The following is a 22,796-nucleotide window of genomic DNA, read 5'->3' as shown; positions in this document are numbered from 1 at the left end:
AGAACTAGAATTAGAAAGTCGCTTCTAAATCTTAACCTTACACTTTTTAAAACAGCAATTCTAGCAAAAATATGTTTTCAGTGTATATAAATTAGTTTTTGTAGTAAAATAGTTAACAAAATTGACTTAAACTATAGAATAAGAAACAAAAATCATATCAACATTTATGTTTCTGTCTATTAATTAAAGATTATATTTCAATTTGTTAGACCGTGTTTTAGGGAAAAGCGAACTAATTCTGTTCGGCTATTAGTTCCTGTTTTGCCAAACAAACGACTAACATATTTTTCTACATTCCTTACACTGGTATTCAAACGCACGGCAATCTCTTTATTCATTAGCCCTTCTGCTACCAGGTCTAAAACACTTTGTTCTCGCGGCGTTAATTCAATTTTAAGAGGAGGAGGAGTAGTTACTAAATGAGGCTGTTGAACAATTTGCGCTTTAAGTTCTCGAATCTCCTGGGCAATTTCTTCTAGTTTTGTTGCCTCACTACTTGATTGAATACTGACTTGTCGACGTTCAAGTAGACTTTTAATGATAGCTTCTAATTCTTCGGGATCAAAGGGTTTAGATAAATAAGCATCACAACCAGACTGATATCCTCGAATGCGATCTGAAGTCATTCCTCTAGCGGTCAAAAAAACAACGGGAAGAGTTTTATACTTGGCATGTTCTCGAAGTTTTTGTAAAAATTGATAGCCATCTACCTCTGGCATCATAATATCAGAAATGACTAAATCAGGAATATTTTTCTCAATAAGTTCCCAGGCTTGATTAGCATTACTGGCAACTTTAACTTCAAAATCTCCACTATATTCTAAGTAAGCTTGTGTGGATTGGCGGATTCCAGGCTCATCATCTACCAACAATATTTTCCCAGGATTTGACATAATTTCTTTCGCTTGTTTAACAACAATTAAGTATTAATATTAATGATGCTTTATCTTCATATTCCTATAATATAACCTAACTTCTAACATCGAACTGAGGTTATATTAATGATTTACTTGATTTTACAGTTCTTTACCTGAAGGTAAGTTATTAGCTGAAAAGCTAGTAATTCTCCCACTATTAACAACAGGTCAATAAATAAATTTCCCTCAAACCAGTCCTTCCATAAGACTGAAGGACTGGTTTGAGGGGTTAATAAAATCTCTAAGTTAAACTCACGTTAATCTAAGTAATCTTACTCTGTAGTATTAGAATCAAGTTCCCAAGGGATATCAGATTTAGTGTAAGCACGGGCAATATTATCATCAAGAACCATATCCTCATCTACTTCATCTAAATTGGACTTTAATAAGTGTTCTGATGAGTTAGAGTCTGAGGAAGAAACGAAGGACTCCCATGAGCAAGATTTTTCTGATTCACTCTTGTTATATGCAGTAACACGAGATAACCGTTCTGAGTCGATTTCTACATTCCCCATGGAGAGCTCCTCATGGGTATGAAAACCTGTTCCCGCTGGAATTAAACGACCGATAATCACATTTTCTTTGAGACCCCGTAACCAGTCAGATTTACCCTCTATCGCTGCCTCGGTCAAAACCCTAGTTGTCTCTTGAAAAGAAGCCGCACTAATAAACGAGTCTGTATTTAAGGAAGCTTTGGTAATTCCCAAAAGAATTGGGGTATATCGAGCGGGCGCACCTCCTGTGATAGCCATCGCTTCATTGACCTGTTCAATTTGGCGCAACTCAACTAATTCCCCCGGTAACATGGTGGTATCTCCTCCATCATCTACCCGAACCTTAGCGGTCATCTGGCGAACAATGACTTCAATATGCTTATCAGAAATATCAATCCCTTGTGACTGATAAACCATTTGTACTTGATTTACTAAGAATTTTTGGGCAGCTCGTAATCCCTTAACAGCAGCTCCATAAACCCCTAGCAAGTCCACGTAATAATCAAAAAATACTTCTAGGATTTCATGAGGATTTGCCGGTCCATCGGTTAATTGATCACCAACTTCCACACGAGTTCCATCAGACACCATCACATTCTGGGGAGGAAGAATGGGGTATTCACTCACTGTTCCGTCATCTTCAATAATCTTTACATCCACCATTTCATCATCTGAATACTCAACTTGAGTAATACCTGGTTTTCGAGCTAGTATACAACTCTCCTTCGGCTTACGAGCTTCTAACAATTCCTCAATTCGAGGCAGTCCTTGGATGATATCCCCAGTTTTAGAACGTTCAAACACCAATATGACTAAATTATCCCCCCGTTGGACTAAATCTCCATCGTCAATATGCAAAATAGCTCCAGGAGAGACCCTATAAGGCCGAGCTCTACGTAAAACAACCTCAAACCCTGAATTATCCTGAGTTTGGGAGACAGCTACCACCCGTCCCGACGACTGTACTTTGACGCCGGCGGCTAATTCAGCATCAGCTACCATTAAGTCTTCTGGCCTAACTATGGGTTTTTTGTCAACAGTAATGGTTTCTAAGTCGTCATCCCGTACTACTAAAATTCGGCGAATTGCTTCAATTCCTTGCTTAATTCCTCGTACTTCACCGATAGAAGTAGACTGAATTTCTGTCTTAGCCACCACAGCCCCAGGGGGAATTTGCTCTCCATTGGATACCAGTATATTAGTTTGGATCTTGCCTCCATGAGGATCACTATCAAGATCTCGACGTAAAACCAAAGATTCTAAAATAACTAACTGTAATCGTTGACAGTTAGCGTTTTCATCAGTTTTTAGTTCAATGTCAGCTACGAGATTTGTTCCATGTTCCGATTCTTTCTGATAAATTTCTAAAACTAGCTGCGTACTTAACAACTGGGTGCCATCGACTGACTTAACTCGTTCTCCGTCTTTAAAAAATAGTTTTTGACAAGGAACTAACTCAATAGTCCGTCCCTGATCGTCATTAATGGATCCTTGAGAAGGAGCTAGTGGTTCGTCTGAAACAAGATATTCTTCAACTGGACGCAGCAGCAAGCCTAATCCATCGGGACTTTCAATCCATTCTCCTTGACACAGACTTCCAGTAGTAACATCAGATAACACTTGAGTTCCTGGAGGAATTAATGCGCCGTTTTCAATGCTAACTTTATCTGGGTCAACATCAAAGTAAAAGTCTCCCGGTTTAATAATAATTTCTCGAAGAATATCATTTTTTTGAACTACTTCGACCACTCCACTGCTGGCACAGAAAATATCTTTGACGACTTCAGTTCCTGCTTCAACAAACTGCCCATCCTCGGATAATAGTAATGAAATATCTTTATTAACTTCATGAGTTTCTTCAGGAATCCATAACAAACTTCCCCCCTTAGTTATTTCATACCCTGTCTTGCGACTTCCTTTGGATACTTCAATGCCACCATAGCGTAAAATTCCGCCAGTATTAGTCTGATAGCGATCATCAATTAATTCAGCAATGATGGAATGATTTTGTACTTTGGTTTGAGGAGCTGCCAACAATAAAAACTGCTGTCCTTCGGCTGTATGTATAACATATTGTTCTCGACTTCCGGTACCTTCCATCTTGACTTCAGCTTCATCTAATAGAACTGAGGCTGTAATAATCTCAATTTCACGACTACCAGTTACAGTGCGCACTACACCCCCACTGACTGAGACTAATTTCGTTTCTGCCAAAATCGTCCCCGGTTTAACCTTATCTCCATTAGCGACAACGGGTTCTGCTGCTGGCGGCAAGTTATAGACTTGCCCTGACAGCACCCACAGTAACCCCCCTCGTTGAGCAGTACGGGTGCTATTTCCCTGGCGATCTGTTTTTTCTTCTGGCATTAATTGGGCAAAAAGCACTTCCCCTGCTAAATCAGTGGTTACATCTTTGGTTGCCCGTTCAGTTGACTTTTGTATCCGTGCATTAGTCACTTCAGCTAATAGCTGGTCTGGGCCAACTTCCGTTCCATCAGCCACAAAGATAAAGGAGCCTGGGGTAACGGAGTTGGCTACTTTTTTCCCTGAGCCGTTTGGAGTCCAAATGATATCCCCTGCAATTTCTACTTGAAAGGCTTCATCTCCATGACGAGTCCGTACTTTACGAGTGCTCAATCCTTTTCCCCAAGTTACGGTTCCGTTGTTGGGAGCTTTGATTACCCTGGCTACTTCCCCGGTAAAGACTCCTCCAGTGTGGAAAGTCCGCATAGTTAATTGCGTTCCTGGTTCTCCGATAGATTGAGCAGCAATAATACCTACTGCTTCCCCTAAATCCACGAGGCGACCAGCAGCTAAACTCCAACCATAGCACTGCTGACAGACTGAGCGAGCTGCCTCACAGGTCAAAGGAGATCGCACCATGACTTCTTCGACATGTTCACTAATCAAGGAAGCAAGTTCTGGATCAATACTTTGATTGCGCTGAGCTAACACTTGCCCATCTACGACAATATCTTCAGCTAGTACCCGTCCTAATAAACGGTCTGCTAGGGGAATTTTGACACGATCACCATCTTTCATGGCAACCACTTTTAGTCCCCGCTTAGTTCCACAGTCTAATTCCCTCACAATCACATCTTGGGAAACATCCACTAAACGACGAGTTAAATAGCCTGAGTCGGCTGTTCGTAATGCCGTATCTACTAATCCTTTACGTGCTCCATAGGAAGAAATCACGTATTCTGTTACGGTTAACCCTTCTCGGAAGTTGGTTTTAATGGGTAAGTCAATAATTTCCCCTTGAGGATCGGCCATTAAGCCCCGCATTCCTACTAATTGACGGACTTGACTCATATTTCCTCGTGCGCCGGAAAATGCCATCATATATACCGAATTGAGGGGATCGGTTTCTTGAAAATTACGAATTACTTCATTTTTTAATTCTTCTGATATACTATTCCAAGTGTCAATTACTTTAGTAAAGCGTTCAACCTCAGTAATTTCTCCTTTAGCATAGCGATCTTGAGTGGCACGTATTGATTGCTCAGCACTATCGAGTAATCCCTTTTTAGTGGGAGGAATTGTTAAGTCATCAATGCTAATTGACACTCCAGCTTTGGTGGCATAGCGAAATCCTAAATCTTTTAAATTATCAGCCATTTGAGAGCTTTTCGTAGACCCATAGTTTCGGTAAGCCCAAGCAATTAACTTTTTTAAACGACCTTTATCAACGATGTGATTATAGAATGTCATATTTTTTGATGTGTTAACAGTTAATAGTTGATAGTTAAGCTTTAGATTGCCATTTTGGTTAATTCTTGCTTACTATTCACCGTTTAGGCTTCTTCTTCAAGGTCTTTGGTGGTTAACGATTCATATGTAGGACGATTCGGTGTCCTACGTTGGGTATCCACCATCAAGTCAACTTCCACGTCTCGGCTAGTTCCATCAGCTGAAGTCTCTACTTTATGAACGGCAATATCTAAGCCCAAGGATTGTAATTCGCGCATCAACACTTTGAAGGACTCAGGGGTTCCTGGTTCAGGAATAGGTTTACCTTTAACGATTGCATTGAGGGCCTCATTCCGTCCTTGCATATCGTCAGACTTGACGGTTAATAATTCCTGAAGAGTATAAGCCGCACCGTAGGCTTCTAAAGCCCACACCTCCATTTCTCCAAACCGTTGTCCCCCTTGTTGGGCCTTCCCCCCGAGAGGTTGTTGGGTCACTAAGGAATAAGGACCAGTTGAGCGAGCATGAATTTTATCATCCACTAGGTGGACCAGTTTCAACATATAGACCTGACCGACAGTGACTGGGCGATCAAAAGGCTCTCCTGTGCGTCCATCAAACACCTGTATTTTTCCGGGATTTTCTGGCTGATAAATCCAACTTCGTTTATGTTTTTGTGAGGCCTTTTTCAACAAACCATAAACGGTATTTCGCGACGCTTCGGCTCCATACATTTCGTCAAAGGGAGTAATCTTAGACCGAACTCCTAAATTTTCTCCTGCCCAACCCAGTAGGCATTCAAAAACTTGACCAACATTCATCCTTGAAGGAACTCCTAGAGGATTAAGCACAATATCGACAGGACGACCATCGGGAAGATAAGGCATATCTTCAATAGGCATAATTCGGGAAATAATCCCTTTATTCCCATGACGACCTGCCATTTTATCCCCTACTTGGATTTTTCGCTTTTGAGCGACATAAACCCTAACGACCATGTTGGCTCCTGGGGGCAATTCATCTCCTTGTTCACGGGTAAATACCCGTACATCAACTACACGACCTTTCTCTCCGTTGGGAACACGTAGAGAGTTATCCCGTACATCCCTGGCTTTTTCTCCAAAAATTGCACGCAGCAGCTTTTCTTCGGGTGGTTGGTCCGATTCTCCTTTGGGGGTTACTTTCCCCACCAAAATATCTCCAGCATCTGTCCAAGCCCCAACCCGGATGATTCCTTGTTCGTCAAGACTTCTTAGCGCATCTTCCCCAACATTAGGAATTTCTCGGGTAATCTCTTCCGGACCCAACTTAGTCTGTCGGGATTCAATCTCGTACTTTTCAACGTGAATACTGGTATAAACATCGTCGTATACCAGTCGCTCACTAATCAGGATGGCATCTTCGTAGTTGTAGCCTTCCCAGGGCATATAAGCGACAAGTATGTTTTGCCCAAGGGCTAATTCTCCTCCTTCTGTAGCTGAGCCATCAGCCAACACTTGGCCGGGGACAACATCCTCATTAACATAAACCAACGGACGTTGATTTAAACAAGTATCCTGGTTAGACCGTTGATACTTTTGCAGAAGATAGACGATTTCATCGCCTAATTTTTCGTGGTTTTCCGGTCCTGTGACTCGAACTCGAATTTCTGAAGCATCTACATAGGTCACAATCCCATTGGTGCGGCTGACGATTACCATTCCTGAATCTCGCGCTGCTTGTGCTTCTAATCCAGTACCCACTAGGGGACGTTCTGGACGTAGAAGAGGAACCGCTTGGCGTTGCATATTTGACCCCATCAGAGCACGGTTGGCGTCATCATGTTCGAGGAAAGGAATCATGGAAGTAGCTACTGAGACAATCTGCACCGGAGAGACGGCGATATAATCTACCTGAGCTGGACTGGTGGTGGAAAATTCTTGACGGTAACGAATAGGGACTGTATCGCCTAAGATGTTACCCTCTTCATCAGTGGCTGCATCCCCAGGACAAACCCGTAGATCGTCTTCTTCATCAGCGGTTAAGTACACTGGGTTTAAATCTCGCCTTACCCGGCTATTCTCCACCTTATAGTAGGGAGTTTCAATAAATCCATAGGAGTTAACTCTAGCATAGGTAGCTAAGGAGCCAATCAGCCCAGCATTAGGTCCTTCAGGTGTTTCTACAGGACAGATTCGCCCGTGGTGGGATGGATGAATATCTCTGACGGCAAAGCCGGCTCTTTCCCGAGTCAATCCTCCAGGACCTAGGGCAGAGATTCGGCGTTTATGGGTTAATTCTGCTAGGGGATTGGTTTGATCCATAAATTGGGACAGTTGGGAAGAACCAAAAAATTCCTTAATAGCAGCTACTAAGGGTTTAGGATTGACTAAGGAAGCAGGAGTGAGGCTATCCGACTCACTGACTGTCATCCGTTCTCGAATAATCCTTTCTAGACGATTTAACCCAACTCTTACCTGATTTTGCAGCAGTTCTCCCACGGAGCGTACTCGACGATTTCCTAAGTGATCGATATCATCAGTATTACCAATATCGAATTCTAAATTAATTAAGTAATCGATCGCGGACAAAATATCTTCCGATCTCAAGACCCGAATGGTATCAGCCGTATTTAGACGTAGTTTTTTATTAAGCTTATAACGTCCTACACGTCCCAAATCATACCTTTTACTGTCAAAAAAACGTGAATCAAGTAGTTGTTGTCCCCCACTTACGGTCGGAGGTTCTCCTGGACGCAATTTGCGATACAATTCCAGCAGAGCTTCTTCTTCACTAGGATTCCCTTCTTTATCCAGGGTTTGTTGATAAAAATCAGGGTGGCGTAAAGAATCTAAAATTTCCGAGTCACTCAAACCAATGGCTTTAAGTAATACTTGAGCCGACAGTTTGCGCGTTTTATCAATTCTAACCCACACTAATCCATTTTTATCGGTTTCAAACTTTAACCAAGCTCCTCGGTTAGGGATTAAAGAACCTGAATAGGTTCGTCGTCCATTCTTATCAGTTTCTGCTTTGTAATAAACCCCGGGAGACCGTATAATCTGGTTTACAATCACCCGTTCTGCTCCATTTATAATGAAGGTTCCCCGTTCGGTCATTAAGGGCAAATCACCAATAAATACTTCTTGTTCTTTAATTTCCCCAGTTTCTTTGTTAATTAAACGGGTCGGAACATACATTTGTACTGAATAAGTACTATCACGTCGTTTCGCTTCATCAACATCATATTTCGGTTGTTTAAGTTTATAGTTTTCTCCTAAAAAATGTAATTCCAACTTCCCAGTATAGTCTGTGATGGGGGAAAAGCTGTTGAGCTCTTCGATCAATCCCTCTTCTAAAAACCACACAAAACTTGATCGTTGAATTTCTATCAAGTCTGGGAGTAAATCATAGTTATAGATTAAATTAGTCATTGCGCTTTATCACCGAGTTAATTGTTCATTATCAACACTTAGTGAGCTATCGATAATTGAAATAGTTGGCAGGCATTTTGGGTAGTTTTTCGAGCCAGACTTTCTAAGGACACCCCCCGCCATTGGGCTAGAAATTCGGCAACATAACGAACATAGGATGGTTCATTACGTTTTCCCCGTTTGGGTACGGGGGCAAGGAAGGGACAGTCAGTTTCGATGAGAAGACGATCCCTTGGTACAACCAACACACTTTCCTTAAGTTGAGTAGCTCTCTTAAAGGTGACAATGCCACTGAAACTTATGTAAAATCCTAAATCTAAAAACCATTGGGTTTCTTCGGGAGTTCCATTCCAACAATGAATTACCCCTCGTACTGGGCCTTGATTAGTACAAAATAACTTCAATATTTCTCGGAGGTTAACCGCGGCGTTCCGACAGTGGATAACAACTGGCTTATCGAGTTTATAAGCAATAGCCAGTTGAGCTTCTAATACTTGTTTTTGCCAGTCTTGATTATCTGCTTTATAAAAGTCTAGCCCTATTTCTCCAATAGCTACCACTCTCGGATCTGACTGGGCTGCCACAAGAATTTCTTCATAGGTTGTTACTGTCCATTTGTAAGCATTTAGCGGGTGTAATCCCACACAAAAGGACAGTTGATTTCGAAAACGATCCGCTAGAGCTTGTATTCCCTTAAACTCCTTAGGTTCAACACACGAATGAACCAGGTGAACGACTCCGGCCTCCTGCCAACGAGTTTGGAGTAAATTGAGTTCTTGCTCAAAGACGTCGAAGTTAATGTGGACATGGGTATCAATAAGTTGCATCTGGTTAATCGTAAGCCGACTGCTCAGCTAAGTCTCCTAGACTAGAGAAATCAATACTGACCTGTTTGCGGTTGTTTTCGGTTTATCAAGGAAGTGTAGGTTTTAACTTGTCCTAACTCTCTTGTCCTATTCTCTATCTCTAATATGTCTTATTTAACTCAAAAACTAATCTATATTAAGAAACCATAGCAACTTCCTTGAAAGCTTTAGCCAAACGAGCTTTTTTCCTGGCTCCATTGTTTTTATGTAAAACTCTCCGTTTGACGGCTTTGTCTATTTTGCTGTAGGCTGCTGATAAAGACTCATCAGCAACTGTTTTGTTGTCAGAGGTGGGGTTTGCTGCGTACTCCTCTACAGCTTTAAAATGTTTTTTCATTAAAGTTCTCAGTGCCGATCGGTACGCTTTATTGCGTAGTCGGTTGCGTTCGGTAATATCAATACGTTTAAGTGCAGACTTCGAGTTGGCCACAGTCGTTTCCTACAACAGATTGCTAAATGTCTAACAATGCTAACTTTTAACACGGAAGAATTATGATAACATTTCTTCCATAAAAATTACAAGCTAAAAACTCTGATAGATTTAAATTTTCTTAAGGGTCAACCCAACGGCCATCAATTTTTATCAACTCAATTAATTCTTGAACGCCTCGGTCTTCAGGAACTTTTTTGATCTCTTCTCGCCCCCTATATAAAGAAATGTATCCGGCTTGTTTCCCAACATAACCATAGTCTGCATCGGACATTTCTCCTGGCCCATTGACAATACAACCCATCACTGCAATGTCTAACCCTGTCAAATGTTTGGTGGCTTCTCGTACTTTGTGCAGGACTTTTTCCAAATCAAACAGAGTCCGGCCACACGAAGGACAAGCGATGTACTCTACCATGGTCTTACGTAATCCCAAGGACTGGAGGATGTTATAACAAACAGGAATTTCTTTCTCAGGGGCTTCAGTCAAGGAAACGCGAATAGTATCCCCAATTCCTTCAGCTAAGAGAGTTCCAATTCCGACAGTAGATTTAATTCTTCCATATTCACCATCTCCAGCTTCTGTGACTCCTAAATGTAGGGGATAGTCCATTCCTAGGTCATCCATTCGTTTAACCATCAAGCGATAGGCGGCTAACATCACAGGAACACGGGATGATTTGAGCGAGACGATTATTCTGTGAAAATCTAGAGATTCACAAATATGGATAAATTCCAGGGCTGATTCTACCATTCCTTCGGGAGTGTCCCCATAAGTAAACAACATTCTTTCAGCTAAGGAACCGTGATTAACTCCAACTCGCATAGCTTTACCCTGTTTTTTCAATAAAATAACTAAGGGCTTCAATGTGTCGGCAATTTTTTCACCAATTTCATCAAATTCAGCTTGTGTGTATTCACCACGGGTGGGATTAGGTTTCTCGAAGACATATAATCCAGGATTAATACGAACTTTATCTACGTGCCTAGAGACTTCCAGAGCAATTCTCATGCCATTGTGGTGCACGTCAGCCACTAGGGGAACCCGTTGATAGACTTGAGTAAGTTTCTTATTAATCTCTGCTAAGGCTTTGGCATGGGCCATACTAGGAACAGTGACTCGAATAATTTCACAGCCAATTTCATGTAAACGCCGAATAGCAGTGACTGACCCATCAATATTTAGGGTGTCCTCATTAATCATTGATTGCACCACCACAGGATAACCTTCCCCAATGATGATATCTCCCACTGGGACGGGACAGGTTTTGCGACGATGAATAGCAGTGTTAAATTCAGGAGCAGAGGATTTTAAAAGCTTAGAGGTTTCCAGGGTTTTCATAGTCTGTCCAGATAGGTTGTTTAGGGACTATTCTAAGAATTTATTTTAATTGATTAAGGACATATTTTTCATTTTTTAATATTTGATATTGTAATTATTTCAAAAATAGGTAATAGAAAAAACCTTTCAAAAAAAAATAAACTTCTAAAAAATAGCTATATATTTATAAATAGCAAAGATAAAAATTACTCTATGTCTTGTTTTTAAAAATAAAAAAAATAGATATACAAAAAAAATCTATACTATATTATAAAACTAAATATCATAAAAGGGTAATTGTATTATATAAAGACTAATCAAACTCAAAAAAAAGGTACTTGAAAATTATTTAAATAAAACAAGAATATAATCCAGATTAGTTCAACATTCTACTTAGTAGTAATTTTACTTTTATTAAGAAAATCAGAGGATTCATGAAATTAAAAGTAAGTCTTTATATTTTTAGATTTAAGTTTTTTACAGTAGTTGTTTATTGTCTTTGCTTACTGTTACAGAGAGTAACAGTTGTTTACTCCTTACATAAAATTTTAAGACACTATAATCTCCTCTCCAAAGGCAAGTGTATTTTTTATAATCGATAATTTTTAATTACTCTTTGTTGCTCGTATATATCTTGTTCAGTCTTAATCATCGTAAATGTACTGAGTCTCTAAGGGACAACAAAATTAATCATTTTAAATTTAGATCGGTTGATTGATATAATTTTGTTGACTATTAATTTACATTGCTATCGATATCATTTTTTCACCAATTACTTAAAATTTCTAATAATTTACCCTGGTTATTTTTCTAAAACTTTACTAAATCAAGTTGGATTAATAAAAAGTATTTTAATAAAAAACCCTTTTACGCCAATTTATATTGACCATTTCTTAAAAAGTTAACACTTAGAAATAGAATTTAAATAACAGTGTATTAATTTTAGACCTACAATATATGATTGCACAATAGTTCACTATATTTAATATAAATTGATTGTTTAAACATTAAACAAGATGACATAGTTTTAAAAAAAATAAATGAGGAGATAGAAAGCAATTATTAAATTTTCTTCTCTTGTTTTCTATATATAATTTTACTTTATGGCAACTAATACCCTCATCATGCCTATGACAATAGAATAATAGATTGCATAGATAAATCCTATGTCATAGGCTAATTTAACCTGTTGAGTTGGGGTGAAAATCTCCCCAAACTGGAATTAATGTAGATATATTCTTAGGTTAAGCCAAATTTTTGGGCTGTCGAGAACGATGAAAGTCAAGTAAAATAACTTGTGAGTCTAGTTTTAGGACACGATATACACGTTTTAATTTCTGTAAGCAATAGGGAGTATTAGTTAAGTTTTGTAATCCATAGATCATGGTGACACAGTTCAATTTCTGATTCTCAAATAGTAAATTAAGGACATTTTTTCAGTCCACTTGATTGATATTAAAAATAATTGACAAATGATCGCCAGTTGTTTCCGGAAAAAATATCATCCCATCACTTTACCCGGTTTTTCGACTTGATAAGCTAATAATTAGGCTAAATCTCAACTTCCACAGCAGACGTATAATCTTTTATCCCCTGATTGAGGTTGAATTCATTTAATAGCTATTAGCTTCCAGGTACGATGTTGCTCTAAACTTAAAACGTTGTTTATATCTATTGTAAACTGGGGCGAGGGGCTCAAAAATTTTTAAAATTTATGTAGCAGAAGGCGAGTTTTGATAGATCATAGACAAGTAGTTAACTTATGCACTGAAATAGTTAGCAACAGGGTGATAAGTAATAATTGCTGTTGTAGACTGTTCAGGATACATTTGTTCACTCTCATCCATGTACATGTTGATGCGATTGCATCCTAAGACCTCTAATTGTTTATATTGATTCTGAATATTGGGACAAGCAGGATACCCAAAGCTATAACGAGAACCTTGATAGTGCTGTTGTAACATTTCTCGAATATTATCCGGCTCTTTCTGCCCAAAGCCTAATTCTCGACGAATTTTAGAGTGTATACATTCAGCTAATGCTTCGGCCGTTTGAACAGCCATACCATGAAAATAAAGATAATTTGTATAATCATTATCGGCGAAGAGTTTCTGTGCGTATTCTGTTGCAATTTCTCCAACAGTAACTGCTTGCATTGGGAATACATCAGTTAATCCTAATTCTTTAGGAGTGAAAAAATCTGCAATACACAAGCGACGACCGGATTTTTGGCGAGGAAATTCAATTATCCAAATAGGCTCTAGATTTTTAGGTATTTTTCCGTCTAAGTTTTGGATAATCTCGGGATCATAAACTAACAATTGATTTCCTTCAGACTGACAGGGAAAGTAACCATACGTCACTGTAGGATGCAATAAATTTTCTGTAATAATTTTTTGTTTCCAGTCTTCTAAAATAGGATAAACTTTCTTCACTAAAAATTGATGGTATTCTTCCCGTGATTGTTCTTTAGGCTTACGAAATTGCCATTGACCTGCAATTAACGCTTGTAAATCTAAATACCAGAATATTTCACTGATATTTAAGTCTTCTGAATTTAAAATCTTAGTTCCCCAGAAAGGAGGGGAAACAGGGTCTATTATTTTTACATCTTCTGATCGTTTTGTGTCAATAACTTGTGGAGTTTCCATGGAAATAGATTTACCATCTTTTTCCAAAAATTTTTCTGCTGTTTTTTTTCCTCTTTCTTTTTGAAAGATGCTATTTTTTTCTTTTAATTCTCCTAAAAATCCTTGGGAATTATTCCAGCTTCCAATTGATTTTGCTGGCATCAATGTATCCATAAAGGATAAATCGGAGAAAGCATCTTTCCCATAAACAACTTTGCCTTTATAAATATTTTGACAGTCTTCGTAGACAAATTTTGGGGTTAAAGCAGCTCCTCCTAGAATCACAGGAACATTAATTCCACGCTCATTAAAGACTTCTAAATTATCTTTCATAAATGCTGTTGATTTAACGAGTAGACCACTCATTGCAATGCAATCAGGTTTATGCTCTTCGTAAGCTTGAATAATATTTTCAACCGGTTGTTTAATCCCTAGATTAATCACTTTATAGCCATTATTGGAAAGGATAATGTCAACCAAGTTTTTGCCAATATCATGAACATCTCCTTTGACAGTTGCAATGATAAACTTACCTTTTCCATTGTCATTACCACTTTCTTCTTTATCCATTAAAGGTTCTAGAAAAGCTACCGCAGCTTTCATTGTTTGGGCAGATTGTAACACAAAGGGCAACTGCATTTGTCCCGAACTAAATAATTCACCTACTACTTTCATTCCATTAAGAAGAAATATGTTGATAATATCGAGGGGATGATATTGTTTTAATGCTTGTTTTAAGGCTTCTTCTAAACCAACCCTTTCTCCATCAATAATATGCTGTTTAAGTCGTTCTTCTAGAGAAAGATTGGTTATTTTCGTGGCATCTTTTTTCGTAGTCTTCCCTAGAAATAATTCCGTCAATTTCGTTAAAGGATCATAGGTACAGATATCTTTATCAAATTTTCGTAGATCGTAAATTAAATCCCGACATACTTTTTGATGTTCTGGCTCTATTTTTGTGAGGGGTAATATTTTATTTGCGCTAACAATAGCAGCATCCAATCCTGCTTGCACTGCTTCATATAAAAATATAGAGTTTAATATCTGTCGTGCTGCGGGATTTAAGCCAAAGGAAATATTAGAAATTCCCAGTACAATATGACACCCTGGCAATTTTTTTCGAATAAGCTTGATAGATTCAATAGTTGCTTCTCCGTTTTTTCTATCTTCTTCTATACCTGTAGAAATAGGTAATGCTAACGTATCAAAAAAAAGTTCATGGGCAGGTATTCCATACTCTATTGCTGTATTATAAGCTCGTTCTGCAATCTCAAATTTTTTATCTTTAGTTCGCCCCATTCCGTCTTCATCAATAGTTCCTATCACGACTCCTGCACCATAATTCTTTGCTAACTCTAATACTTTTAAAAAGCGTACCTCCCCATCCTCATAGTTAGTAGAATTGAGGATACATTTACCTCCTGCTACCTTTAGCCCTGCCTCCATTTTCTGCCATTCTGTCGAATCAAGCATTAAAGGTAAGGTTATATTCTTAATAAGAGAGGAAACTAATGTTCGCATGTCTTGTACCCCATCTCTTCCGACATAATCTACGTTAACATCAAGTATATGTGAGCCTTCTTTTACTTGAGATTTTGCTAGAGATATGAGGCTGTCCCAGTCTTCTTTATTAAGTAAAGTACGACATTTTTTAGAGCCACTAGCGTTTAATTTTTCTCCTATAATTAGGAATGAGTTATCTTGATTATAAGGTTGTGCACTATAAATTGAAGCAGCAGAAGCTTCATAATGGGGGTGGCGTTTTTTAGGTCTTAAACTATGGGAAAGTTCTGTTAACGCTTTGATATGATCAGGACGAGTTCCACAACATCCTCCGATAATTTGTACCCCTAAATCTTCAATAAAGTGCATTAACGCCATTTTTAATTCTATTGGAGTTAAGCGATAATGTGCTTGTCCACCAATGTTTTCGGGTAACCCAGCATTGGGAATACAAGAAATTATAAAGGGGGAATGTTTAGATAAGTATCTAATATGTTCTTTCATCTGTTCTGGTCCTGTAGCACAATTAAGTCCCAAAATATCAATTTTATAAGGTTCTAGAATAGCTAATGCGGCGCCTATTTCTGTCCCTACTAACATCGTTCCCATTACTTCCATTGTGATTGAAACCATAATTGGTAAACGGTCACATTTTTGGCGCAAAACCTCTTCGATAGCGTTTAAAACTGCTTTAATTTGTAATACATCCTGGCAAGTTTCAATAATTAATAAATCTGCTCCACCATCATATAATCCTTCTACTTGTTCGATGTATGAGTTTTTGAGAGTATCAAACTCAACATGTCCTAAAGTGGGTAGTTTGGTTCCTGGTCCAATTGAACCTGCTACAAAACGGGGTTTTTCAGAAGTCGAATATTTAGCTGCAAGATTTTTTGCCAGTTCAGCCGCTTTTTTATTTAGATCATAGGCTTTGTCTGCTAAATTATATTCAGCAAGGACAATCGATGTTCCTCCAAAAGAATTAGTTTCAATAACATCTGCACCAGCTTCCAAAAACTCTCTATGTACTTTTTCAACTGCTTCTGGTTTGGTTAGAACTAGGTATTCGTTGCACCCTTCATATTCAGATCCTCCAAAGTCCTCAGCAGTTAAATTTTGAGTTTGTAATGAAGTCCCTGTTGCACCGTCAAAGACAATAACAGGGCGTTTAGGACTTCGAAGATGGTTAAAGAAAGCATTACTCATAGAACTACACTTTAAAATAGCAGGTTAGAACTTCAATCTTATTTTGACACAGCTCTTGTCAGCAGAGCCGAAGGCTTCGAGTCAATAGAGACTTTTAGGCATATTATGCCTAAAAGTGCAGATATTTCTTTATTTTTAATATCTTGACTAGCTGATATATCCAGTAGCGTGAAGTATTCACACTCATTACAGTGGCGAATTCTAATACACAGAGTTTTCTCTCAATGTATGTAAACTATAGTTGGGACCAACTTGGGAAGTTCCGTCTCTATTTACCTTGACAAGACAAATAGAGACGGAGACAGACTCATTATAATATTTTGGCAATTTCGCCCACAATCATTCATTATTCAGCGCTATTTTTAACAACACATCTCTTTGCAAAGCGAAAAAGTTCATATCTATTACTAATGCCATCCTAACTGTATCATACAGATAGTGAACTAACTTACAATACTAATCTTTTCTCTTGTCTAAGATAGACTAATATAGTCCAACTATTTTTCGGATTAACTTGTGTTTATTAACGAAAGAGAGCGCTTGGTGTAGCTATATGCTACACCAAATCAAAGGACTTCCGTATAAATTCTTGAGGGAGATAAAAAAAACAGAGTAAGAACCTTAATTGTACTATATAAGCTATCTTTGATCCTCTCTAAATTAAAGTTTGCGTGCTTGTTTTAGTAAAAATATAATATCTAGCGGTGTACAGAAAAGTAACCCCTGATGAGTTTTTCATTCGTGTGGATACGTGTCTGACTAACAACTCAACTAGTATGCACTTGAACTAGACATAATAGGTAAAATTCTTGAAGAAGGTGATTTTATAATCATCCCATTTTATAAACTAGAAAGATTTATTTAAATACCTAGTCTTTCAATTTTTTTTCCACTAACTGATTTGTTAATTTAGGATCGGCCCGTCCACCTGTTTTTTTCATTACTTGACCGATAAAAAAACTTTTTAACTTAGGTTTTCCATTGCGGAACTTTTCAAGTTCGTTAGGGTTAGCCAACAATATTTCATCAATGATTTTTTCAATTTCTTTTATATCAGAAATTTGGGTAATCCCTTTAGCCTTAACTAATTTTTCTGGTGATCCACCTTTTTCTAATAGTTCTGGAAGGATTTCTTTTGCAATTTTACCACTAATGATTTCCTTTTCAATAAGTCGTATTAACTCCCCTAAATTAACTGGTTTCAAGGCAATTTCAGTTATGTCTAACTTACTATTATTTAAATAGGCGGCAATATCTTGGGTTACCCAATTAGCCACTAACTTAGCATCAGCCCCAGTCTCTACAGCTTTTTCATAAAAATCGGCTATATTTAGATCATCAGTTATAACACGAGCATCATAAGCAGAAATTCCTAATTTTTTCTCATAACGTTTCCGTTTTTGAGCAGGAAGTTCGGGAATAGTTTTTCGCCAATTTTCTAATTGTTCGGGAGATATCTCTAAGGGAGGAATATCAGGTTCGGGAAAGTAACGATAGTCACTAGCTCCTTCTTTTTTCCTCATACTAACGGTACACTGATTTTTCTCTTCCCAAAGACGAGTTTCTTGGAATAGCAATTCACCCCTTTCTAAGGTCTCAATTTGCCGTTTAATTTCGTATTCAATAGCCTTTTGGATGGCATTGAAAGAATTCATATTTTTTATTTCTATCTTGGTTCCAAACTCTTTTTGTCCCATAGGACGAACAGAAATATTAACATCACAACGCAAGGAACCCTCTTGCATGTTACCATCACTGATGCCTAAATAACGGACTAAACGACGTAACTCTTGGGCGTATTCTGCTGCCTCTCGTCCTGAGCGCAAGTCAGGTTCTGAAACAATTTCAAGTAAAGGAATACCTGTCCGGTTAAAGTCTACTAAAGAGTGAGTTGATCCTGATAGACGATCACTTCCTGCGTGAACTAATTTTCCGGCATCTTCTTCCATGTGTAAACGAGTTATACCAATAATTTTACGGGTAACTTCTTTGTTTTTTTTGTCCACTAATTCAATTTCAAGAGAACCGTGTTCAACGATGGGAAGATCGTATTGAGAAATTTGGTAATTCTTGGGTAGATCAGCGTAAAAATATTGTTTACGGTCAAATTTATTATACAGAGCAATTTTTCCATCGATTGCTAGCCCTAACCTACCCGCAGAGGTTACAACTTCTTTGTTGAGGACAGGCAAAACCCCCGGATAGCCCAAACAAACCGGACAAATATTAGTGTTGGGAGGACTGTCAAATTTAGTTGAACAGGTGCAGAAAATTTTACTGCTGGTGTTAAGTTGACAATGGGTTTCTAACCCGATAACGGCTTCGTATTCAGTTTGAATGGGGGTTGCAGTAGTCATATTTTGTTAATGATACTTTAGTTTATGTTAGAACTTGAGAACAACTTATTGATTTTAACTGAATACTAAAGTCGAATGTAAAACAAAGTTCACGAATTATCCTAACATGTTTTTATAAAATTAAAGAATCTATAAATCTATAATAACTTACACTTTATGTTGTACTTATCGTAGTTACGCTCATGATCATGACGGTAGAATGCAATATACAATTTTTTGACGTAGATAACTTTCATCGTTCTTATTAAAAAATATTTACGGCAGACATATCCACTGGAATATCTATATTTATTAGAGTAAAAGGAAACATTGTATAGCTATTAATATATAAAATTATCGAAAAACATAGAATTAAATAACATATTAAATAAATATTTTTTATGAAAAACGTAAAATTTTATTAAAATAAATTATAAAATTATTCTAGATTAATGTCCAAGAAAACCTAATTACTAACTGATGAGAGAAGCTTTGTCAAATTAAATCTTAAAAGCTAAAATAAAATGGCTAAATATGTATTTATTAACTACATTAATCTCTTAGTAATGAGAAAAATATTATTGGCTACTAACCCTATAAAGCAACTGTATATATTGATATATATAACTATAATAACGCATATAAAATAATATATTATCACCTTATCACTTCTTGTATTTTTGCAGTTTAAAATTTACTTAAAACCTCTGCTCCTCTTTTTGACAATATTGATTCTGTTTGATTAGCTACTAAAAAAATTTTAAACAATCTTTTAAGACAGCTACACTTTCTTCCTTATTAATCAGGGTTTCTCTTTTGGTAAGTTGTCAACCCCTGAATCAATCGAAAAGAAAAACTTGAACAAGTGTTAGCCCCTTTCACCGAATAAACAGGTATTGAAATTGAAGTGGTATATGAAGGGATAGATACTTTTGCTCCTACCTTACCCATTCGTGTTGATTCAGCAAATACCCCAGACTTAGCTATGTTTCCCCAACCAGGGTTTATGTCCGATTTTGCTAGAGAAAGAAAATTGATTCCCCTGACAAACTTCATGACCCCTGAACAATTACAAGACGTTTATCCTAAGACATGGTTAAATCTAGATAGACGTGATTCAATCTTAGGGGATGGGATAGGCATTTTAAAAAAGTTTAACAATTTCAATTACTGCAACTGTAATTACTCTCGCTATCAGCGCTTTCGCTGCTTATATTTTTGCCTGGATGGAATTATCTCAACAACAATTTTTGTTTATTATTGTGGTCTTTTTATTAGTGATTTCTCTACAAACAACTCTTATTCCCATTTTGTAAATATATCTATACTTCGGTTTGTCTAATACTTTTTTAGGGATCTGGTTATCACATACTGGTTATGGGTTACTCCTCGGTATTTATTTGTTACGCAACTATATTGGGGCATTACTTAAGGATCTGATAGAAACAGCTAAGGTTGATGGGGCATCTCATCTCAAAATTTTCACTAAACTTATTGTTCCCTTTTCTATGCAGGACTTAGTCTCTTTTACCGTGTTTCATTTCAATAGCTTTGGGTTTGGAACGATTTAGTCTATCTTGGTAGAACTCCTGATGTTGCCACTGTTACCATTCAACTAAATAATATAGTAGGTTCTCGCGGTCATAATTAGTATTTATTTACAGCAGCTTACAGCATGATTATTTATTACCATGAATGTGCTGTTAATGGTATTTTGCTCTACAACAACGCTATTTTATGTGAGTAATTCTCGCCGCCGGTTATGTCAGGTCTTAACTACTATGTCTTTATATAGAAGATAGTCAGGTAGATTTTAAATTAAATTGAAGGCTTTATTATTGACAATTTATGACCGCTAAAGCTTGTTCATGTAACGTTTTGTTAGAGGCCGCCAAAACCTCTGTCGATTGACGATTAAGTGGATTTCCTGACCAGTCAGTTATAATACATCCAGCTCCTTCAATAATGGGAATTAAAGCACAAAAATCGTAGTACTTAAGATCCGATTCTAGGATGACCATTGGTATAGAACTCCATCCACTGGCTAGCGATACATAGTTGTAACAGTCTCCTCCAAAAGCTATTCGTTTACAAACATCTTGTAATTTAGCCGCAATCATTTGTTGTCTTTTAGTGACGAACATCATGGGAGTCGTTGAGGCTAGACAGGCGTCTTCTAAGTGACTATCAGTTAGTTTCCCGTATAAATTTTTGACCAGTCTTCCATTCAAAGTAGGTGGTTCTCCATGTATTCCCAGCCATCTTTTCTGTAAAATAGGTTGATTCATACAACCCAGTAGAGGAACGTTATAAGTCTGATCTACTAACCCTATTAATGTCCCAAATATAGGTAATCCTTTGACAAAAGATGAGGTTCCATCAATGGGATCAAGTACCCAATAACGACCATTTTGGGAGGGAATATTATCCCCTTCTTCTCGAATTATCCCATCAAGTGAGGCTCTTTGCCGCAAAATTTCGACCATTGCTTCTTCAGCAGCGCGATCAGCAATAGTGACAATAGAAGAGCGGTCAGAGTTTTTTGTTTCAGTCTCAATATTAGGTTTTCTAAAATATTGGTTAATAACTTTTCCTGAAACATCAGCAAGTTCATTAATAATGTTGAGTTGTTGAACTAGATCAGTCATAAATAGCTTCCGATATTGTTATTATTAATCTTGTCTATGTCAAAACTAAGTAATGACAGGGATACTTCATTGTAGATAAAAAATGTTACAAGCATGTGACAAAAATATGACACTCAACCCAACCGTGAACGAGGGATAGCCAGTTGATTTTGATGGCTTATAGTAGAACAAGAAGAATTTAAACCTAGAAATATTAACTCTGTACTTACGAGTCTACATAGTAACAGAGATATTCACTAGATAGAGTTAAATCTGCTACTATAAACTTACGGATCTAAATCAATAGATATGTAAGTTTATAATTTATAAATTTTTAATAAATCCTGGGATTAGTTAATATTTTATTATCTAATTTATTTAACTTTAAGTAAATTTATAAAAAAATACGTAAAATTTTAATTCATAAATAAATCTTTTACAAAAACTAATTTTTATAAGCTATTAACTACCAACAAAGTATCTATAATAACTAAGTTATTTAGGTTTGATAAAAAAATATTTTCCAATATATACAAACTTTTTCTTAAAAGTTTTCTAAAAAAGTAATCAGATCTAGTTTTGCTAACCTTAGAGGAAATTGTAATATATATTTATTTTTGGTAATTATGTAATTCATTAAATACATCTATTGCCTACTCTTTTCAAAAAAAACAAAATTTAAACCCATATTTATTAATATAGGTTAAGTATGATTTATTTTTAACACGAAAGCTGACGTTCTCTATGACGAATACAATAATAATATTTTTAAAAATAGACTTATGATTTACTATTAAACTTTGTTTTTATTGTAGGTTTCAAATAACAAGTTAAATTTAAATACTTTTAACGTTCTGTAGTTAACAAGAAGTCAATAAATTATTGACTACTAAATCTAACTATTTACTAGTCAATAATTTATTGACTTCTATTTTTTAAAAAATTCCTATATGTAGATTAGACTAATGAAGAACATAAAAATTACTATCCAGATTAACTAATTGACAAGATACTGCTAAAAGCAGTATCTCCTATGCGTATGCGCACTTTGTTTTCTGTATAAGTTAACTAATCACATTCAGGTTATTTAGTAAAATATCATTCAACAGGATTAAGCATAGGCTTGAGTCTCTATTTGCCCAAAGAAAATGTCTAAAAAGTTATTGTTAACATAGGTTTTAAAAAATTTTCATTGATGTCCCATCGTTATTACTTAGCTCTATATAAAAGTATAAAAGCAATATTATGTAAAGGTCTGGTAGAACTTGCCAACCGCTCAAATAAAAACTTTGAAAGTTCTAACAAATAAGCTTAAAGCTAAACTATAATGTTTTTTTGCAATATTGAGTATTTCAATGGA

At 36.9% G+C, this 22,796-nt stretch carries 10 protein-coding genes and 2 pseudogenes; 1 reads left to right on the top strand and 11 read right to left on the bottom strand.

Annotated elements, in window-relative coordinates:
- Positions 1-197: 197 nt before the first annotated feature.
- The 10 genes and pseudogenes from ETSB_RS01820 to ETSB_RS09110 all read right to left on the bottom strand — a co-directional run bounded on the left by ETSB_RS01820 (position 198) and on the right by ETSB_RS09110 (position 19,865).
- On the bottom strand, positions 198-893 hold the full coding sequence (locus ETSB_RS01820; RefSeq protein ID WP_044105942.1) for a response regulator transcription factor: 696 nt from the start codon (positions 891-893) through the stop codon (positions 198-200).
- A gap of 296 nt (positions 894-1,189) precedes the next feature.
- A complete protein-coding gene (locus ETSB_RS01815; RefSeq protein WP_044105941.1) occupies positions 1,190-5,125 on the bottom strand; it encodes a DNA-directed RNA polymerase subunit beta' in 3,936 nt (1,311 codons plus the stop codon).
- 83 nt (positions 5,126-5,208) lie between these two features.
- Positions 5,209-8,517: a DNA-directed RNA polymerase subunit beta gene (gene rpoB / locus ETSB_RS01810; RefSeq protein ID WP_044105940.1), complete on the bottom strand. Its 3,309-nt coding sequence runs from the start codon at positions 8,515-8,517 to the stop codon at positions 5,209-5,211.
- A gap of 38 nt (positions 8,518-8,555) precedes the next feature.
- Complete coding sequence (locus ETSB_RS01805; RefSeq protein ID WP_044105939.1) at positions 8,556-9,344, bottom strand: TatD family hydrolase; 789 nt, start codon at positions 9,342-9,344, stop codon at positions 8,556-8,558.
- A 175-nt stretch (positions 9,345-9,519) separates the two neighbouring features.
- A complete protein-coding gene (gene rpsT / locus ETSB_RS01800; protein WP_044105938.1) occupies positions 9,520-9,813 on the bottom strand; it encodes a 30S ribosomal protein S20 in 294 nt (97 codons plus the stop codon).
- Positions 9,814-9,934: 121 nt separating this feature from the next.
- Positions 9,935-11,155, bottom strand: coding sequence for a (E)-4-hydroxy-3-methylbut-2-enyl-diphosphate synthase (ispG, locus tag ETSB_RS01795; RefSeq protein ID WP_044105937.1), 1,221 nt, complete (start codon positions 11,153-11,155; stop codon positions 9,935-9,937).
- 1,223 nt (positions 11,156-12,378) lie between these two features.
- A pseudogene (locus ETSB_RS10200) lies at positions 12,379-12,555 on the bottom strand (class I SAM-dependent methyltransferase); the annotation flags it as partial.
- Positions 12,556-12,894: 339 nt separating this feature from the next.
- On the bottom strand, positions 12,895-16,473 hold the full coding sequence (gene metH, locus ETSB_RS01790) for a methionine synthase (RefSeq protein WP_044105935.1): 3,579 nt from the start codon (positions 16,471-16,473) through the stop codon (positions 12,895-12,897).
- 869 nt (positions 16,474-17,342) lie between these two features.
- Positions 17,343-18,830 carry an Asp-tRNA(Asn)/Glu-tRNA(Gln) amidotransferase subunit GatB gene (gatB, locus tag ETSB_RS01785; RefSeq protein WP_044105934.1) on the bottom strand — a complete coding sequence of 496 codons (1,488 nt, stop codon included), beginning with the start codon at positions 18,828-18,830 and terminating at the stop codon, positions 17,343-17,345.
- A gap of 777 nt (positions 18,831-19,607) precedes the next feature.
- On the bottom strand, positions 19,608-19,865 hold the full coding sequence (locus ETSB_RS09110) for a hypothetical protein (RefSeq protein ID WP_044105933.1): 258 nt from the start codon (positions 19,863-19,865) through the stop codon (positions 19,608-19,610).
- A 95-nt stretch (positions 19,866-19,960) separates the two neighbouring features.
- On the opposite strand from ETSB_RS09110, the pseudogene ETSB_RS10785 reads away from it, so the two are divergent.
- Positions 19,961-20,457, top strand: a pseudogene (locus ETSB_RS10785) (carbohydrate ABC transporter permease); the annotation flags it as partial.
- A gap of 187 nt (positions 20,458-20,644) precedes the next feature.
- Here ETSB_RS10785 and ETSB_RS01770 read toward each other — a convergent pair.
- Positions 20,645-21,457, bottom strand: coding sequence for an inositol monophosphatase family protein (locus ETSB_RS01770; RefSeq protein ID WP_044105931.1), 813 nt, complete (start codon positions 21,455-21,457; stop codon positions 20,645-20,647).
- Between the last annotated feature and the right edge of the window lie 1,339 nt (positions 21,458-22,796).

This window comes from cyanobacterium endosymbiont of Epithemia turgida isolate EtSB Lake Yunoko (assembly GCF_000829235.1).
Classification (GTDB): domain Bacteria; phylum Cyanobacteriota; class Cyanobacteriia; order Cyanobacteriales; family Microcystaceae; genus Rippkaea.
Note: the sequence above shows the minus strand (reverse complement) of the source record. Positions and strands in the feature narration are given on the sequence as shown.

What these genes read in the sequence shown, in the direction of transcription:
- ETSB_RS01815 (WP_044105941.1), bottom strand. Translation starts at nt 5,125, where the DNA reads ATGACATTCTATAATCACATCGTTGATAAAGGTCGTTTAAAAAAGTTA.
- ETSB_RS01805 (WP_044105939.1), bottom strand. Translation starts at nt 9,344, where the DNA reads ATGCAACTTATTGATACCCATGTCCACATTAACTTCGACGTCTTTGAG.
- metH (WP_044105935.1), bottom strand. Translation starts at nt 16,473, where the DNA reads ATGAGTAATGCTTTCTTTAACCATCTTCGAAGTCCTAAACGCCCTGTT.
- gatB (WP_044105934.1), bottom strand. Translation starts at nt 18,830, where the DNA reads ATGACTACTGCAACCCCCATTCAAACTGAATACGAAGCCGTTATCGGG.
- ETSB_RS01820 (WP_044105942.1), bottom strand. Translation starts at nt 893, where the DNA reads ATGTCAAATCCTGGGAAAATATTGTTGGTAGATGATGAGCCTGGAATC.
- ispG (WP_044105937.1), bottom strand. Translation starts at nt 11,155, where the DNA reads ATGAAAACCCTGGAAACCTCTAAGCTTTTAAAATCCTCTGCTCCTGAA.
- rpoB (WP_044105940.1), bottom strand. Translation starts at nt 8,517, where the DNA reads ATGACTAATTTAATCTATAACTATGATTTACTCCCAGACTTGATAGAA.
- ETSB_RS09110 (WP_044105933.1), bottom strand. Translation starts at nt 19,865, where the DNA reads ATGAAGTTTGTCAGGGGAATCAATTTTCTTTCTCTAGCAAAATCGGAC.
- ETSB_RS01770 (WP_044105931.1), bottom strand. Translation starts at nt 21,457, where the DNA reads ATGACTGATCTAGTTCAACAACTCAACATTATTAATGAACTTGCTGAT.